The following is a 17,113-nucleotide window of genomic DNA, read 5'->3' as shown; positions in this document are numbered from 1 at the left end:
TTTTTTATGGCGCACGACGCGGCCGGGGCGGTGGGGGAGTAGCCGTGGCGGGGTTTTCGGGCCAGTCATGACGGGGATAGCGCCCCCGCATGTCACGGCGCATATCCGCCCATGACCCGGCCCAGAAGCCCGCAAGGTCGGCGGTAATGGCCTGCGGCCTGCCCGCAGGCGACAGCAGGGCGATACGCAGCTCCACCCGCCCGTCGGCAATGCGGGGGGTCTGTGTCACACCATAGAAGGTCTGCGCCCGTGCGGATGCCACCGGCACGGGTTGCAGGTAGTCGATCGCGGCCCGCCCCCCCGGCATGTCCAGGTGGGTGGGCAGCATGCGGTCCAGCCATTTCAGCGTGGCGTGGTCCATCGTCGCGCGCAGCATGGCCAGCAGGTCCATTTCCGCCAGCGCGGACAGGCGGTTGACCCCCGCAAGCCACGGGGCAAGCCAGCTTTCGGTGCTCCGGGACAAGGCCTCATCCGACAGGTCAGGCAGGTCCGGGCGGTCCAGACGGGTACGCGCCAGTTCCACGCGGGCCTGCAACTGGCGGCAGGCGTCGCTCCATGTGAAGGTCGCGGCAGGGTTCTGCGCCGCCTGCGCGCACATCAGGGCGCAGACTTCATCGGCACTGGCGCTTACGGTACGGTCGCGCAGCACAAGGTTGCCCAGCCGCAGCCTGCGCCGCGCCAGCACGTTGCCCGTTGTGGTATCCAGCGTGGTTTCAACCTGTTCGCGCGTCCGCGCCAGCAGGCTGTCAGGCAGCGCATCGCGGTCCAGCGGGGCGGCAAGGCAGATCTCGGCAGCCTTGCGCACATGCATGCCCGCCACCGCCAGCAGGGCGCAGCGCGCCAGTTCATCCGTCCTGGACAGGCGCGCGCTGCCGCCACCGGCCATGCGGAACGATCCCGCGTCCCCGCGTGACTGCGCCACCCGGTCGGGGAAGGCTGCGGCAATCAGGGCGGCGGGATCGCCACTGGCGGGAATGTCGCGGCCCAGCCCCAGCCGCCTGCGGTACTGCCGGGCGGCATGGCGGATGCGTGACAGCGCCGCGCGGTCGGCATCGGGGTGGTCGCCACCGGCCAGCAGGTCCAGGCGCAGGCGGATATCGGCCGGGGCCGTGGGTGGCGCGCCCCGGCCACCACCGGCGGGGCGACGGGGGCGCAGCGGGTCGCGTTCTTCCAGCAGGGCGGCGATGTCGGCGGCCATGGCGCGTTCGGCTGGCGTGCGTGCGGCCAGCATCATGGCGGCCAGACGCGGATGCGCGCCAAGGGCGGCCATGCGCGCGCCGTCGCGCGTGATGCGGGCTTCGTCATCCAGCGCGCCGAGCGCCTGCAGCAGGCTGCGCCCGGCCTCGAACGCGCCATTTGGCGGGGGATCGGGAAAGGGCAGGTCGGCGGGCGCCGTGCCCATCGCGTCCTGCCATGCCGCCGCGTCCAGCCGCAGGCCGGTCAGTTCGGCCTCCATCATTTCGGGCTGGTCGTGGGGCGGCATGGCGCGGGTGGTCATTTCCGTCCACAGCCGTATGGCGTGTCCGGGGGCGACACGGCCCGCGCGGCCCGCGCGCTGGTTGGCCGCGGCACGCGAAATCCGCACCGTATCGAGTCGCGTAAGACCCGTGCCCACATCCAGCCGGGGTACGCGGCGGAAGCCCCCGTCCACCACAATACGCACCCCCGGCACGGTCAGGGATGTTTCGGCAATGGAGGTGGACAGGATCACCCGCCTGCGCCCATCAGGATGGGGGGTCAGGGCGCGATCCTGCTCGGCGGGGGGCAGTTCGCCATACAACGGCAGGACATCCGCCGCGATCCCGTCCAGCAGGGCGCGCGTACGGTGGATTTCGGCAACGCCGGGCAGGAAGGCCAGCACATCGCCCGGGTCCTGCGCGATGGCGGCGCGGATGGCGGCGGCCATGGCGTCGGGCAGGTCGCGGCGATGGACAAGGTCGCGGGTGGCATGGCGGATCTCCACGGGGAACATCCGGCCTTCGCTTTCCACCAGCTCGGCGTTCATGCGCCGTGCCAGTGCCGCCCCGTCCATGGTGGCGGACATGGCGACCAGCTTCAGCTCGGGCCTCAGGCTGCGTTGCAGGTCAAGGCAGAAGGCAAGGGCGGCATCCGCATCGACGGATCGTTCGTGGATTTCATCAAAAATGACGCATGCCACCCCATCCAGCGTGGGATCGGACAGCAGGCGGCGCACCAGCAGGCCTTCGGTAATCACCTCGATGCGCGTATGCGCCGATGTCGCGCCATCCAGCCGGGTGCGGTAGCCAACCAGCCCGCCCGGCTGTTCACCCATAAGCGCCGACATGCGCGTGGCGGCCGCGCGGGTGGCCAGCCTGCGTGGTTCCAGCATCACGATCCGCCCGTCGCCCCGCCATGGCGCATCCAGCAGCGCCAGCGGCACCAGCGTGGTCTTGCCTGCGCCCGGTGGGGCGACCAGAACGGCATTGGACGTGCGTGCCAGTGCATCCCGCAGCAGCGGCAGGGCCGCGGCGACGGGCAGCGCGTTGCCATCGTCTTCGGACAGGAGGGCATCAAGGCGGTTTTGCAAGGTCGGGTCTAAGGCCATATCCTGATCTTATGGCGTCCGGCATGGTGGTGGGGCAATCCTTGGCATGGTACACGGGCGCGTTTTTCATTCATCCTGTTCTGGCGGAGTACTGTCCGTGCCCTTCCTGTGGCTTGTGTCCATCCTGTGCATGCTGGTGACAGTCCTGCATCCGGCCCGCGCCGCGCAGAGCGACGGCGTGGTGTCCCCCCGCGCCACCGCGACCCTGGTCACGGATGACGATACCTACATGCCCGGCAGGCCCCTGCATGTGGGGTTGCGGCTGCAACTGGCGCCGGGGTGGCACACCTACTGGCTCAACCCCGGTGATGCGGGCGATGCGCCGACGCTGGACGTGCGGGCAACGGGCGGGGCGACGGGGCAGGCCGGCACCATCGAATGGCCCACGCCACGCGTGCTGCATGACGGGCCGCTGACATCCTATGCCTATACCGGCGATGTGCTGCTGCCGGTCGCGCTGACCCCCGTGGCGGGGGAGGGGAATGGGCCGGTTACGCTGGATGCCACGGCGGAGTGGCTGGTCTGTGCCGATGTCTGCGTGCCGGAGCATGGCAGTTTCAGCCTGACCCTGCCACGGGGGGACGCGATGCCTTCGTCGCAGGCGGCCGCTTTCGCCAGTGCCGCCGCCAGCAGGCCGGTGGCCTCGCCCTTTGCCGCCCGTGTCTCACCCGCCGGGGTCCTGCAGCTGATCGGGCGCGGACTGTCGCCGGATGCGGTAAAGGATGCGTGGTTCATGCCCGAAGTGGCGGGCGCGATCGATCAGGACGCGCCGCAGGCCGTGACGGTGCGCGATGGTGTCGTGCAACTGGCGCTGAAACCGGGGCCGGTATTCCATGACGGGGCGGGCATGTCGGGTATCGTGGTCCTGCGTGACCCCATGGGGCGTGAGCGCGGGCTGTCGGTGCAGCCAGTGGTGGGGGATGTGCGCGTGCTTGCATCCCCATCGCCCGTGGTGGTGGCCCCCGGCGGGATCAGGCATGTCGGCTGGCTGGTGGGCATGGCATTTGTGGGGGGGGTGATTCTGAACCTCATGCCCTGCGTGTTCCCGGTGCTGGCGATGAAGGTGCTGGCGCTGGAACGCATGGCGCGGGGCGCGCGCAAGGCGGCGCTGGCGGGGGCAGGGGCCTATGCCGCGGGCGTGGTGGGGTCGTTCGTGGTGCTGGGCGGGACGATTGCCGCGCTGCGTGTGGCGGGCCAGCAGGCGGGCTGGGGGTTTCAGTTCCAGTCCACCGGCTTTGTCATCGTGATCTGTCTGCTGCTGCTTGCCGTGGCGCTGAACCTGCTGGGTTTCTTTACCATCGGCCTGCGGTTGATGGGGTTGGGGGACGGCCTGCCCGCGCATGCGGGGGATTTCCTGACCGGCGTGCTGGCGGTTGTCCTTGCCTCGCCATGTACCGCGCCATTCATGGGGGCGGCGGTGGCCGGGGCGCTGGCCGCGTCCCCGGTAGTGGGGCTGCTGGTTTTCGCGGCACTTGGGTGTGGGCTTGCTGCGCCCTATCTGCTGCTGGCGTGCATGCCCGGCCTGCTGGGCTGGTTGCCGCAGCCGGGCCGGTGGATGGAAACCGTGCGCAACCTGCTGGCCCTGCCGGTGCTGGGAACATGCGTGTGGCTGGCATGGGTGGCGAAGCTGGAAGGCGGCATGGACGCGCTGGGCCTGCTGGCGGCAGGCGCGGTGCTGGTGCTGGCGGGATGCTGGTGCCTGCGCCGGGCCAGCATGATGGATCTGCGTGATGCCATGGAAGGCCGCGCGGGGCTGTATCGCGCCGTTGCGGTCCTGACCCTGCTGGTGGCATTCGTGGGCGGTGGTGTGCTGCCGCCTGCCGCCGTGCATGACCGGGGTCGGGGAACCGGCCGGGTGATGGATGGCAGTTCCGTCTTTTCCCCCACCCGGCTGGCGGAACTGCGCAGGCAGGGGCGTCCGGTCTTCGTGGACATGACGGCGGCATGGTGCATTTCATGTCTGGTCAATGAGCGCGTGGCCCTGTCCACCCATGCGGTGCAGGACGCCTTTGCACGGCGTGGAATCGTTTACATGAAGGGGGACTGGACCCTGCGGGATGCGGCGATTACCGCTTTCCTGCATGACCATGGCCGCGACGGCGTGCCATTCTACGCCTATTATCCCGCCCACGGGGCGGAGGTGATCCTGCCTGAAATCCTGACGCCCGGCCTTGTCCTGCGCATGACCGCACCGGCAGGAGAGTAAGAGACTGTTTGAAAAGTCAGTTTATGATGGCGTTTTAAAAAGAGAGCGTCACCAGAAACGGCTTTCCATAGTCAAAAAAACAGGGGACGGATGATGCCGCCCCCTGCATGGGAAAGATCAGTTGGTGCTGCCCGGCAGCGTCAGGTTCCCCGGCGGGGGGGAGCGCAGTTGCGGTTTGGCCGCCGGTGTCGCGCTGTCCCCGTCATCGGATGGATACCCGGTGGGGAAGATGGCGTCCGGCCCGTCATTCGCGGGCCTGGGTGTTGCCTGCGTCGCGGCAGGTGCCGAAGGGGTCGCAGACGGAAGGTCGGTCGGCCCACCGCCAATGGTCATGGTGCTGGTGTCCGGGGCCGGGGTGGTGGCCTGCGTGGTGGCTGGCTGCTGCTCTTCGGTGCCGTCCAGTGGCTGTGCGACAATGCCACCGGGCACCTGTGCCTGCCCGGTAACCAGCCAGTTGCCCAGGTTGTTGCGGATCTGGGATTCCAGTTCCTTGCTCATGTCCACCAGCATCATGTTGGTGAGGGTGTTCAGGTTTTCCGGCGTATCGCTGTTGCCATGTTTTCTTTTCGGGTCATAGGACCGGGTAACCTGGGCGACGGCATATCCCGTGCGACGGCCATCGGCCGATGTCACGTCCAGATGTACGTTCAGCTGTCCGTCCAGTATACCACCGGGTTCATGCAGGATCGAGGCCCGGTCGATGGTGAAGACGCCTTCCCCCCCGCTGCCTGCGGCAATCAGCCGGTCATGCGCCATCTGCTTGAGAAGCTGGTCCGGCGGGTTGGGCGCACGTCCGGACAGGTCGCCCGGCACCAGCCCCGGCTGCCCCCGGTCCACCACCGAAATGGACGCGACATTCAGGTTCAGTGGCTGGGCGTCACCATATTGCGGCCCCTCGAACGTGGTGGGGGTGTCGTTACGGTGGCTGCGGCTGTAGGCGGGATCGCACAGCGGCAGTGTCAGCAACGGCAGGCTGGCCACAAATGCTGCGCGCAGGCTGCGGCGCAGGGTGGAGGCGGAAAGCGGCGAACGGTTCGGTCGCATGGATCATATCCCGGTAACGGCAGGCGCGTGCGGCGCGGTAGGTCAGGTCAGTCCGGCGACCGTGCCATGTTCCGCGCCGGTGGAACAGGGGCAGGGCAGCGTCAGGCCGCCTTGCCGCCGATCTCGTCACGCTGGAAGTGGAAGCTGTGGTTGCAGAACGAGCAGTTCATGGTGATCGTGCCGTCCTGCGCCATATGGTCCAGGTCATCCAGCGGGAAGGTTTCCAGAATGCCCGACAGGCGCGCGCGTGAACAGCGGCAGCCAAACGCCAGTGCGCGCGGCTGCCCGGCGACCAGTCCTTCGGCATGGAACAGGCGGTACAGCAGGTCCGTGGAGGAAAGGGTGTCATCCAGCACTTCGCGCGCTGTCAGCGTCGTGGCCAGGGTGACGGCGGTTTCCCACGCATCATCGCCTTCTTCGGACGTCATGTCGGCATCAATGCCGCCATCCATGGCGATCTTTTCCATCACCAGCGCGCCAGAGCGCCAGCCCACGGGCGTTTTTTCACAGAACAGCTTGACCCAGCAGGCATGCTGTTCGCTGGTGGCGAAATAATGCGCGGCCATTTCCGACAGGCTTTCGCCATTCATCTCGACAATGCCCTGATGGATGTCGGTATCGGGCCCCTGATCGACGCTGAAGGCGATATACCCCTTGCCCAGCAGCTGGCTGGCGGTCGGGGCGGGCGTGGCCTTCAGCAGTTCCGCCACCTGTTCGTCGTCCGAACGGGCATGGAAGCGCAGCGCGCCGGAATCGGTGCAGTCCGCCAGCAGCAGGCTGACCGGGCCATCCCCCTTGGCCTGCAGGGAGAACGATCCCCTGAACTTCAGTGACGAGGCAAGGGCCGCCACCAGCGCCAGCGCTTCCCCCGCCAGCCGCAGCACGGCATCGGGATTGTCATGGCGGGTCAGCAGCGTATCGGTCAGCACGCCGGGACGCACAAGGCGGCCGCGTACCGGCCTATGGTCCAGATAGAACGGCACGACACCCTGCGGCACGACCAGATCGGGCGTGTCGGGGCGGCTGGCGTCCAGAAAGGCGGGGGAGGGATTATTGGCAGTCATGGCAGAAACCCGCAGCATCACGTGCCCCCGTTACCGGGGGCCGTGCGTCATTACAGATTGGCGGTAATATCCGCCTCCAGCGCGGCGAGGCGCTGGTCGAGGTCTTTCAGCTGGTCCGCTGGCAGCAGGCCGTCCGTGTCCAGCACGGTCATGGCGCGCAGGCGGCAGCGGTCATGTTCCATATCCAGGTCTTCCGTGCGGCCCGCCCCGGCAATGCAGTCCAGATAGGCGTCACGCACCGCGTCAATGCGGGTGTCACGGGTGGGCAGGGCGGCAAAGATGTCGCGCACGCTCTTTTCCGCCCAGCCCGGGATTTCCGGCGTATCTTCGGTGGCGGAGGGCAGGGCGGGCTGTTCGGCCGGTCCGGTCATGCCGTGGGTTCCTTTCCATATTGCTGCCAGTCCTCGCCGCACAGCGCCCAGATCAGGATGCCCTTTTGCGCATGCAGGCGATTTTCGGCCTCGTCGAACACGACGGAATGCGGGCCTTCAAACACGTCTTCCGTCACTTCCTCCCCGATATGGGCAGGCAGGCAGTGCAGGAAAAGGGCATCAGGTGCCGCATGCGCCATCAGGGCCGCATTGACGCGGTATGGTTCGAACGCGCTGATGCGCTGCGCAGATTCCTTGTCCGACATGCTGACCCATGTGTCGGTAATCACCGCGTCCGCCCCGGCCACGGCGGCCACGGGGTCGGTCGTGACCGTGATCTGCGCGCCATGTTCGCGCGCCCACGCCACGGCGGCGACCGATGGCGCATGCGTCGCGGGCGTGGCCAGACGCAGGTGGAAGCCGAACAGGGCCGCCGCCTCGATGAAGGAGGTGGCGACATTGTTGCCATCCCCCACCCATGCCAGCGTGCGTCCCGTGATCGGGCCACGATGTTCCTCGAACGTCATGATATCGGCCATGATCTGCACCGGATGCGAATCCGGCGTCAGGCCGTTGATGACCGGAACGCTGCTCCAGCGTGCAAGCTGGCGCAGGTTTTCCGTCTTGCCGGTACGCAGCACGATGGCGTCAACAAAGCGTGACAGCACGCGCGCGGTATCGGCAATGCTTTCCCCCCGGCCCAGCTGCATGTCACCCGGAGAGAGCAGGATCACGTTTCCGCCCAGCTGCTGCATCCCCACTTCAAACGAGACACGGGTACGTGTGGACGGCTTGGACAGCATGAGGCCAAGTGCGCGGCCACGCAGCGGCAGCGCCGGGTGCAGCGGGCGGGCGCGATGGCGCTGCATGCGCTTGATCCCGGCCGCGACATCCAGGATCGTGCGCAGCGTCGCACCGTCCAGGTCACGCAGGTCAAGGAAGTGGCGCGGGGTCACGTGGGTGGGGGTCTGAAGCGCGTTCATGCCACATTCTCCGTCTTGGCGGCGGCGACATGGGTGCGTACCCGCTGTGCCGCGCGGTCCAGCATGGACAGCGCGTCGGCGCAGTCGGCCTCGGTTACCGTCAGTGGCGGCAGCATGCGCAGCACGTTGTCGCCTGCCGTGACACTCAGCATGCCTTCATGGATGGCGGCGGTCTGCACCAGCGCCACATCCGCGCTGCATTTCAGGCCGATCAGCAGCCCCAGTCCCCGGCGGCTGGCAAAGACATCCGGATAGGTCGCGCACAGCCGGTCCAGCCCCGCATCCAGCTGTGCCGCGCGGGCGCGCACCCCTTCGAGGAAACCGGGCGCCAGCAGGATGTCGAGCACCGCATTCGCCGCAGCACATGCCAGCGGGCTGCCGCCAAATGTCGTGCCATGGCTGCCCGGCGTCATGTGCTTCGCGATGGTTTCGGTGGTCAGCACCGCGCCCATGGGGAAGCCTCCGGCAATGCCCTTGGCGGTGGACAGGATATCGGGCGTTATGTCCGACCATTCATACGCAAACAGGCGCCCCGTGCGGCCCATGCCGCACTGGACTTCATCCACGCCAAGGAACAGGCCGTATTCATCACACACCGCGCGCAGGTCCTGCATGAAGCGCGGGGTGGCGACATGGATGCCGCTTTCGCCCTGCACAGGCTCGATCATGATGCCCGCCGTCCCGGCCCCGATGGCGTCGCGCACCGCGCTTATGTTGTTGAGCGGCACATGGTCGAACCCTTCCACCCGCGGGCCGAACCCGTCGAGATATTTGGGGTTGCCCGTGGCCGACAGCGTCGCCAGCGTGCGCCCGTGGAAGGCGCCGTTGAAGCAGATGATGCGCGTGCGTTCGGGGTGGCCGGACCTGGCCTGCGCGCGGCGGATCATCTTGATCAGGCCTTCATTGGCTTCAGCGCCCGAATTGCAGAAAAAGGCGCTGTCGGCAAAGGTGTTGGCCACCAGCCGTTCCGCCAGCCGTTCGGCCTGCGGCACGCGGTACAGATTGGATACGTGCATCACGCGCTGCGCCTGCTGCGTGATGGCGCCGACCAGGTGGGGGTTGTTGTGGCCGACCGAGGACGTGGCGATGCCGGACCCGAAATCCAGGAATCGTCGCCCGTCCACCGTGTACAGCCAGGCACCTTCGCCGCGCTCGAAAGCGAGGTCGGCGCGATTGTAATTCGGCATCAGGGCGGAAATCATGGAACAGCCTTGTGATTTCAGGTCAAAGAAAAAAGGATCAGGGTTCAGAAACGAAAACGGCCCACCGCCATCGGGGTGGGCATATGCCGTTTTCCGATTTCTCCGGCTACTGCATCAGGGCGACGCGACCCGTCGCGCCGTCCTGTCTGCGCATGCAGATCCGGAAAGGAGAGAGAATATGGCCCGCCTGTGCGAAATGCAACCTTCGCGCCATTTCCGCCCCCGCTGGGGCCATGGCAGCCATACATCCGCGCATAATCATGGGCGCGGGCGCATGGCTGTGGCACAGTAGGGACCATGGTGGCCCGTCCTTCCCGCTCCGCACCCCGACCGCTTGCCCCCGCGCCCGATGCCGTCAGGCTGCGTGAGGTGGCTCTTGCCTATCTTGCCCGTTTTTCCGCAACCCGCGCGGGCGTGGAACGGATGCTGTCGCGTCATGTCGACCGCTGGGTGCGGCGCGCGGTCAGCAGCGGCATGGATGAACATGAAGCTGTCCAGGCCGTGCTGCCCGCGCGCGGCGCCATTGCCGCAGTCGTGGCCGACATGGAGGGGCTGGGCGCGGTGGATGACGCCCGCTTTTCCGAATTCCGCGCCCGGTCCCTTGTCCGCGCGGGCCGCTCGCGCCGCATGGTCGCCGCCCATCTGGGCGTGCGTGGCGTGGATGAGGCCACGGTGGACCGCGCGGTGGAGGAAGCCCTCGGCCCGCGTGACGGGGAAGGGCAGGAAACCGAGCTGGCCGCGGCCCTTGTCTTCGCCCGCAAACGTCGCGCCGGCCCTTTCGTGCGCCCCGATGCGAACGGGGACGAGGTGGACAGGCGCTACCGCCGCGCGATGGATGCCATGGCGCGCGCGGGTTTCACGCATGATACGGCCCGCAGGGCGCTGGACATGGAACTGGAAGAGGCGGAGGACAGGATCATGCGCATGAGGATGGCATGAGGCGCGGATGGGCACGGGCCGCACTGGCGCGGACAGTACTGGCACGGATCATGGCGGCGGGCGGCCTGCTGTCGCTTGCGGCATGTGCGGGCGGCGGCAGCGGGCATGGCTGGCACGGGGCGGTGCAGTGCGCGCCCTATGCACGGCAGGTCACGCATGTGCAGCTCAGTGGCGCCGCCGCGTCATGGTGGGGGCAGGCGCAGGGCCGGTATCCGCGCAGCCATGCGCCCAGGACGGGGGCGGTGCTGGTGTTCCGCGCCACGGGCCGCCTGCCCGACGGGCATGTGTCCGTCGTGCGCGCGGTACGCAGCCCGCGTGAGGTCCTGGTGGACCAGGCCAACTGGGTGCCCGGGCGCATTGGTCGGGGCGAGCCGGTGGTCGATGTCTCGGCCCGCAATGACTGGTCGCGGGTGAAGGTCTGGTGGTCCCCCATTCACGACATGGGCAAAACCGTCTATCCTGCTTACGGGTTTATCCTGCCGGCAGGCTGACCGGTAAGACTGGGGGGTGCTTGCATATCGTGGCGCCTCCCCTCACATAGGCGGGGTAGGGCAGGCCGCCGCCATATTGGATGGCGGATGGACAATACGGTATTTTGCGTCATGGACGCGGATCGAGGGATGCGATGGGTAGCTTGAGCTGGGGACATTGGCTGATCGTGCTGGCGGTGGTGCTGGTACTGTTTGGCGGCGGTGGCAAGATCAGTTCGCTCATGGGGGACATGGCGCGCGGGATCAAGTCGTTCAAGAAGAACATGGCCGATGATGCCCCGGAAGACCCGGTGCCGACCGGCCATATCCAGGGACCGGGCAAGGACAAGGACGCCTCCTTTTCCGAAGCGCCGCAGCATTCGGCCAATAACGTAAAATGATGATGGATTGCGCGCCTGTGCCGCGCGGATGGGCGGCGTAATGGATAACGCAGTGTTCCCGGCGGGGGCGTACTGCCGGGCGGTGGACCGGATCATCGCGGCGGGCCGGCGCATGGACCGTTTCGGCTGGGTGCCCGCCACGGCCGGCAATATCAGCATCCGCCTGCCTGACGGCAACCTCGCCATCACGCGTTCGGGCGGGCACAAGGGGCTGCTGGGGCCGGACGGGGTGATATGCGTCGATGCGGCGGGCAGGGCCCTGACCGCAGGCGACCGGCCCAGCGCCGAAACCCTGCTGCATTGCCAGATCTATGCCCATGACCCCGATGCGGGCGCGGTGCTGCATGGTCATTCCGTCGCCTCCACCGTGCTGTCGCGGCTGGGTGGGGATGCGCTGGTGCTGGAAGACTACGAAGTGCAGAAGGTCTTCGCAGGGCAGATCACGCATGCGGCACGGGTGCATGTGCCCGTATTCGACAATGACCAGGACATTGCCCGCCTGTCCGATGTCGTGGCCCCGCATCTGGATGGCATGCGCGCGGGCTACATCATCCGCGGGCATGGGGTGTACGTGTGGGGGAAGGACATGGACACCGCGCTGGCCCGGCTGGAGGGGCTGGAATTCCTGCTGGCCTGCGAACTGGAAAAAAGGAAGATCCGATGAGCAGCCTGAACGTCTATGCCGATAACAATCCCGGCACGCCCATCATCCACCTGACCGATCCCAAACGGATCGCATCCGAACTCGCGGCGATCAACGTGCGCTTCGAACGCTGGGACAGTCCCGTCGTGCCCCCGCGCACCGCATCCGAAGCCGAGGTACTCGATGCCTACCGCCCCTATCTTGACCAGCTGATGGGGGAGACGGGGGCGGGGTCGGCCGATGTGCTGCGTGTCGGGCCCGACACGCAGGGCTGGGCGCAGGCGCGCAGCAAATACCTGTCCGAACATGTCCATAGCGAGGATGAGGTCCGGTTTTTCGTGCATGGACAGGGGGATTTCATCATGCATGTGGGCGGGCGCGTATATGACGTGCGCTGCACGGCGGGGGACCTGATTTCGGTGCCTGCCGGTATTCCCCACTGGTTTGATGGGGGCGAGACCCCGGATTTCGTGACCCTGCGCGTATTCACCAACCCCGATGGGTGGATCGCGCAGTATACCGGAAGTGACATCGCGGTCCGCTTCCCCGTTGAAGCCTGAGCCGCACTGAGGGAGATGAGAACGTGACCCAGGCCACGCAGCCGCCAGTACGCGCGGTGCTGCTGGATATTGAGGGAACGACCATACCGGTTTCCTTCGTCCATGACACATTGTTCCCCTATGCCCGCAAGGCGCTGCCGGGCCTGCTGCGCACGCATGCGGACGACCCGGATGTGCGCACGCAGGTGGCGGAAATCGCCCGCCTTGCCCCCGGTGTGCCGCCGCTGCGCCAGCTTGAGGCATGGATGGATGCCGATGCCAAGGTCGCCCCGCTCAAGGCATTGCAGGGCATGGTCTGGGCGCAGGGCTATGCCGATGGCGTGCTGAAGGCCGCGCTGTATCCCGACGTGACGCCCGCGCTGCGCTGCTGGGCGGCGGCAGGGCTGGCGCTGGCGGTATATTCATCGGGTTCGGTCACAGCACAGAAGCTGATCTATGGCCATACGACCGAAGGTGATCTGAGCAGCGTGTTCGTCGGCTTCTATGACCTGCAGATGGGCGGCAAGCGGGACGCGCGCAGCTACGTCAACATCCTGCAGGACGCGCAGTGGCAGGCGGGCGACGTCCTGTTCCTGTCCGATGTGGTGGCCGAACTGGATGCGGCAGCGCAGGCGGGCCTGCGCACGTGCCAGATCGTGCGCCCGCAGGACGGCACGCAGCCGGGCACGACCCATCCCGTGGCCGCGACGCTGGATGAAGTGGCCGAACGCTTTGGCCTGCCCCGCGCGGGGCAGGCATGAAGGCGCACCTGCATACTGACTGGCGCAACATTCCCGACAGCGCGCGGGGCATGGTTGCGGCGCTGGGTAATTTTGATGGCGTGCACCTGGGGCATGCCCATCTGGTTCATGCCCTGCATGCAGCCCGGCCCGAGCGTGAACTGGCGGTCGTGACGTTCGAGCCGCACCCGCGCGAGCTGTTCCGCCCGCAGGACCCGCCCTTTCGCCTGACACTGCCACAGGAACGCTTTGCCGCGCTGTCCGCGCTTGGGGTCCGGCACGTGTTCCAGATCGGGTTCGATCGTGAATTCAGCGCCATGAGCGCCGAGGAATTCGTCACCCGTGTGCTGCATGAAGGGCTGGGCCTGCACCATGTCGCCTGCGGCATGGATTTCGCCTTTGGCCACCGCAGGCGGGGCAATGTCGCCTTCCTGACCGAACGGACCGCCGAACTGGGCATCGGCCTGAGTGTCGTGCCCCCGCTGTCGGATGCGCTGGGACCATATTCATCAAGCCGCATCCGCAGGCTGCTGCAGGATGGCTATCCCGAACGCGCGGCGGAGGAACTGGGCCGTCCATGGTCGATTCGCGGCGTGGTCCAGCATGGGGACAAGCGCGGCCGCCTGCTGGGTTTCCCCACTGCCAATATCGCGCTGGGCCGTCATCTGGAACCCGCGCGGGGGGTTTATGCCGTCAGCGTGCGCATGGCGGATGGCCAGGTCTGTCCCGGCGTGGCCAATATCGGGCGCAGGCCCACCATCAATGATGGACAGGAAAGCCGGCTGGAGGTTCACCTGCTGGGCTTCTCGGGCGACCTGTATGGCCAGACCCTGTCGGTGGCGCTGCATACCCTGCTGCGGGCCGAACGTCGCTTTGACGGGCTGGACGCGCTGAAGGAGCAGATCGCGCGCGACTGCACGCAGGCGATGGCATACCTGTCCACCCACGAATTCGCACCCATATCCGCCAGAACTTGACCACGCACCACCGTGGTCTCCATAAGGTTTCCTGCACGCGGGCCGGTGGCCGCGCATGCACTTCCCCTTGCCAGAAGAACAGAACAGGCCATGTCCGAGTCAAAACCACAGGATCTCTATCGGGAGACGGTCTTCCTGCCGACCACTTCCTTTCCCATGCGGGGCAATCTGCCCAGGCGGGAGCCGGAGATTCTGGCGGGATGGGAGAGCGAGAAGCTCGATGACCGCCTGTTCGCGCAGGCGCGCGGCCGTGACGTGTTCATGCTGCATGACGGCCCGCCCTATGCCAACGGGCACCTGCATATCGGGCACGCGCTGAACAAGATCCTCAAGGACGTGATCAATCGCGCCCACCGCATGTCGGGCTATGGCATCCATTACGTGCCGGGCTGGGACTGCCACGGCCTGCCGATCGAATGGAAGATCGAGGAAGAATACCGCAAGCGCGGGCAGGACAAGGACAGCGTGCCGGTGCTGCAGTTCCGTGCCGAATGCCGCGCCTACGCCCAGAAATGGCTGGACATCCAGGCCAGTGAGTTCCGCAGGCTGGGCGTGCAGGCGGAATGGGCGAACCGTTACGCCACCATGGATTTTTCATCCGAGGCGGCGATCGCTGGGGAAATCGGCAAATTCCTGCTCAATGGCCTGCTGTACCGTGGCCTGCGCCCGGTCATGTGGAGTCCGGTTGAAAAAACCGCGCTGGCCGAAGCCGAAATCGAATACCGCGACCACGAATCCACCGCCATTCACGTGGCGTTTCCCATCGTGACCGACCCCACGCCCGCCAAAGCGCTGCAGGACGTGGCGGCGGTGATCTGGACCACCACCCCGTGGACCATCCCCGCCAACCGCGCCATCGCCTATGGCCCCGACATCACCTATGCCGTGGTGCGCGTCGATGGCGTGGGCGACAACGCGACGCTGGAACCCGAAGCCCGCGTGCTGGTGGCCGAGGACCTGATCGCCCCGTTCTGCGAGGCGGCGAATGTTACGGCCCACCATGTGCTGTACACACTGCCCGGCAGCGCGCTGGAAGGTGCCATCTGCGCCCATCCGCTGCGTGGGCAGGGATATGATTTCGACGTTCCGCTGCTGCCCGGCGCGCATGTCACGACCGAGGCGGGCACCGGTCTGGTGCACACTGCCCCGGCCCATGGCGAAGACGACTTCAACCTCGGCCGTGCCCATGGCCTCGAGATCACCGAACTGGTGATGGACGATGGCCGCTATGCCGACTGGGTGCCGCTGTTCGCCGGTGGCCATGTGTTCAAGGCGGCCGAGCCGGTCTGCCAGGCGCTGCTGGAGGCCATGCAGCGTGCTGTTGCGGCAGGCACCGCGCCAAGCGGGCTGGTGGCCCGGGCCACGCTGGTGCATTCCTACCCGCATTCGTGGCGGTCACGCGCGCCGATCATCTATCGCGCCACCCCGCAGTGGTTCATCCGCATGGATGGCGACGGGCACCTGCGTGACCGCGCACTGACGGCGCTGGAAAAGGTGACATTCGTGCCGGCCCAGGCGCGTAACCGCCTGACCTCCATGGTGGCGGGCCGCCCAGACTGGTGCATCAGCCGCCAGCGCGCGTGGGGCGTGCCGATTGCCGTATTCGTGGAAAAGCGCACGGGCGAGGTCCTGCGCGACGCTGCGGTGATGGAGCGCATTGTCGAAGCCTTCCGCGCCGAAGGGGCGGATGCGTGGTACAGTTCCCCCGCCTCGCGCTTTCTTGGCGATGGCCGCAATCCCGACGATTACGAGCAGGTGTTCGATATTGTCGATGTATGGTTTGAAAGCGGTTCGACCCATGCCTTCGTGCTGGGCCATGGCGACATGCCGTTCCCGGCCGACCTGTATCTGGAAGGTTCCGACCAGCATCGTGGCTGGTTCCAGTCCTCGCTGCTGGAAAGTGTCGGCACCCGTGGCGTGGCCCCGTACAAGGCGCTGGTCACCAATGGCTTCGTGCTGGACGAGCAGGGTCGCAAGATGTCCAAGTCGCTGGGCAATGTTATCGCGCCGCAGGACGTGAATGACAGCCTTGGCGCCGACATCCTGCGCCTGTGGGTCATGAACTCGGACACCAACGAGGACCTGCGCATCGGCAAGGAAATCCTCAAGCAGCAGGGCGAACTCTACCGTCGCCTGCGCAATACGCTGCGCTGGTTGCTGGGTGCGCTGGACGGCTTCACCGAAGCCGAGCGTGTACCTTACGAACAGCTGCCCGAACTTGAACGCTGGGTCCTGCACCGCATGTCCGAACTGGGCAGCCTTGTGGCCCGCGCGGTGGAAACGCATGAATGGGTGGGCGTCTATCCCGCGCTGCACGGTTTCTGCGCCGCTGACCTGTCGGCCTTCTATTTCGATGTGCGCAAGGACACCATCTACTGTGATGGCGCATCCAGCCTGAAGCGGCGCGCGGCGCGCACCGTGCTGGACCAGTTGCATCGCTGCCTGTGCGCATGGCTTGCCCCCGTGCTGGTCTTCACGGCGGAAGAGGCATGGCTGGCCCGTCCCGGCAATTCCGAAAGCATCCACCTGCAGCCGTTCCCCGAACTGCCGACGCAGTGGCACGATGACGCGCTGGGTGAACGCTGGGCCATGCTGCGTGCGGTGCGCCGTGTCATCACGACCGAAATCGAAACCGCGCGTCGCGACGGGCTGGTCAAGTCATCGCTGCAGGCCGCACTCGACCTGCCACTGTCGGAAGCGGAAGCGGCCCGGTTTGAAGGCGTGGACTGGGCGGAACTGACCATTGTCTCGCAGGCGGATGTCACCATCATCGCGGGCGCCGGGTCGATCTACCTTGGCGAGGATGGGGCGCAGGAAGGCGTGCCGCACGGCATTCCCACCATCAGTGTTGCGGCGGGCCATAAATGCGCGCGCTGCTGGAAGGTGCTGGAGGAAGTGGGACGGGACAGCGCCCATCCCGAACTGTGCCTGCGCTGTGTCGATGTGGTGCAGGACGGGGCGTAACCTT

At 66.9% G+C, this 17,113-nt stretch carries 15 protein-coding genes; 9 read left to right on the top strand and 6 right to left on the bottom strand.

Annotation, left to right across the window (positions count from 1 at the left end):
• Positions 1 to 4: 4 nt before the first annotated feature.
• Entirely contained in the window at positions 5 to 2,566 is a 2,562-nt protein-coding gene (hrpB, locus tag B7449_RS08875) for an ATP-dependent helicase HrpB (RefSeq protein ID WP_235721327.1), read from the bottom strand.
• Positions 2,567 to 2,657: 91 nt separating this feature from the next.
• On the opposite strand from hrpB, the gene B7449_RS08870 reads away from it, so the two are divergent.
• On the top strand, positions 2,658 to 4,772 hold the full coding sequence (locus tag B7449_RS08870; RefSeq protein WP_039732416.1) for a protein-disulfide reductase DsbD family protein: 2,115 nt from the start codon (positions 2,658 to 2,660) through the stop codon (positions 4,770 to 4,772).
• A 117-nt stretch (positions 4,773 to 4,889) separates the two neighbouring features.
• Here the strand turns inward: B7449_RS08870 and B7449_RS08865 are convergent, their stop codons facing one another.
• From B7449_RS08865 to B7449_RS08845, 5 genes are all read right to left on the bottom strand, one after another.
• Complete coding sequence (locus tag B7449_RS08865; RefSeq protein WP_039732389.1) at positions 4,890 to 5,816, bottom strand: hypothetical protein; 927 nt, start codon at positions 5,814 to 5,816, stop codon at positions 4,890 to 4,892.
• Between the two features lie 101 nt (positions 5,817 to 5,917).
• Entirely contained in the window at positions 5,918 to 6,898 is a 981-nt protein-coding gene (gene hslO / locus B7449_RS08860) for an Hsp33 family molecular chaperone HslO (RefSeq protein ID WP_048883571.1), read from the bottom strand.
• A gap of 32 nt (positions 6,899 to 6,930) precedes the next feature.
• A complete protein-coding gene (locus B7449_RS08855; RefSeq protein WP_039732388.1) occupies positions 6,931 to 7,251 on the bottom strand; it encodes a hypothetical protein in 321 nt (106 codons plus the stop codon).
• On the bottom strand, positions 7,248 to 8,234 hold the full coding sequence (gene argF / locus B7449_RS08850) for an ornithine carbamoyltransferase (RefSeq protein WP_039732387.1): 987 nt from the start codon (positions 8,232 to 8,234) through the stop codon (positions 7,248 to 7,250). The genes B7449_RS08855 and argF overlap by 4 nt, the downstream gene beginning before the upstream one ends.
• Positions 8,231 to 9,436 (bottom strand): aspartate aminotransferase family protein, encoded by a 1,206-nt coding sequence (locus tag B7449_RS08845; protein WP_039732386.1) that lies wholly within the window; start codon positions 9,434 to 9,436, stop codon positions 8,231 to 8,233. Before B7449_RS08845 ends, argF begins: the two co-directional genes overlap by 4 nt.
• Positions 9,437 to 9,733: 297 nt before the next feature.
• Here B7449_RS08845 and B7449_RS08840 point away from each other — a divergent pair, with 297 nt between their 5' ends.
• From B7449_RS08840 to ileS, 8 genes are all read left to right on the top strand, one after another.
• Positions 9,734 to 10,375, top strand: a complete 642-nt coding sequence (locus B7449_RS08840) for a regulatory protein RecX (RefSeq protein WP_039732385.1) — start codon at positions 9,734 to 9,736, stop codon at positions 10,373 to 10,375.
• Between the two features lie 50 nt (positions 10,376 to 10,425).
• Positions 10,426 to 10,866 carry a CHAP domain-containing protein gene (locus B7449_RS08835; RefSeq protein WP_048883573.1) on the top strand — a complete coding sequence of 147 codons (441 nt, stop codon included), beginning with the start codon at positions 10,426 to 10,428 and terminating at the stop codon, positions 10,864 to 10,866.
• 134 nt (positions 10,867 to 11,000) lie between these two features.
• Positions 11,001 to 11,246, top strand: coding sequence for a twin-arginine translocase TatA/TatE family subunit (gene tatA / locus B7449_RS08830; RefSeq protein WP_039732384.1), 246 nt, complete (start codon positions 11,001 to 11,003; stop codon positions 11,244 to 11,246).
• A 40-nt stretch (positions 11,247 to 11,286) separates the two neighbouring features.
• On the top strand, positions 11,287 to 11,910 hold the full coding sequence (locus B7449_RS08825; protein WP_199858304.1) for a methylthioribulose 1-phosphate dehydratase: 624 nt from the start codon (positions 11,287 to 11,289) through the stop codon (positions 11,908 to 11,910).
• Positions 11,907 to 12,449 (top strand): 1,2-dihydroxy-3-keto-5-methylthiopentene dioxygenase, encoded by a 543-nt coding sequence (locus B7449_RS08820; protein ID WP_039732382.1) that lies wholly within the window; start codon positions 11,907 to 11,909, stop codon positions 12,447 to 12,449. Before B7449_RS08825 ends, B7449_RS08820 begins: the two co-directional genes overlap by 4 nt.
• A 23-nt stretch (positions 12,450 to 12,472) precedes the next feature.
• Positions 12,473 to 13,189: an acireductone synthase gene (gene mtnC / locus B7449_RS08815; protein ID WP_039732381.1), complete on the top strand. Its 717-nt coding sequence runs from the start codon at positions 12,473 to 12,475 to the stop codon at positions 13,187 to 13,189.
• Positions 13,186 to 14,145, top strand: a complete 960-nt coding sequence (locus tag B7449_RS08810) for a bifunctional riboflavin kinase/FAD synthetase (protein ID WP_039732380.1) — start codon at positions 13,186 to 13,188, stop codon at positions 14,143 to 14,145. The genes mtnC and B7449_RS08810 overlap by 4 nt, the downstream gene beginning before the upstream one ends.
• A 90-nt stretch (positions 14,146 to 14,235) precedes the next feature.
• Positions 14,236 to 17,109 (top strand): isoleucine--tRNA ligase, encoded by a 2,874-nt coding sequence (gene ileS, locus B7449_RS08805; RefSeq protein ID WP_039732379.1) that lies wholly within the window; start codon positions 14,236 to 14,238, stop codon positions 17,107 to 17,109.
• Positions 17,110 to 17,113: the final 4 nt, after the last annotated feature.

The organism is Komagataeibacter intermedius TF2, assembly GCF_000964425.1.
In the GTDB taxonomy this organism is placed as follows: Bacteria; Pseudomonadota; Alphaproteobacteria; order Acetobacterales; family Acetobacteraceae; genus Komagataeibacter; species Komagataeibacter intermedius.
This window is presented reverse-complemented; position numbering and strand designations above follow the sequence as displayed.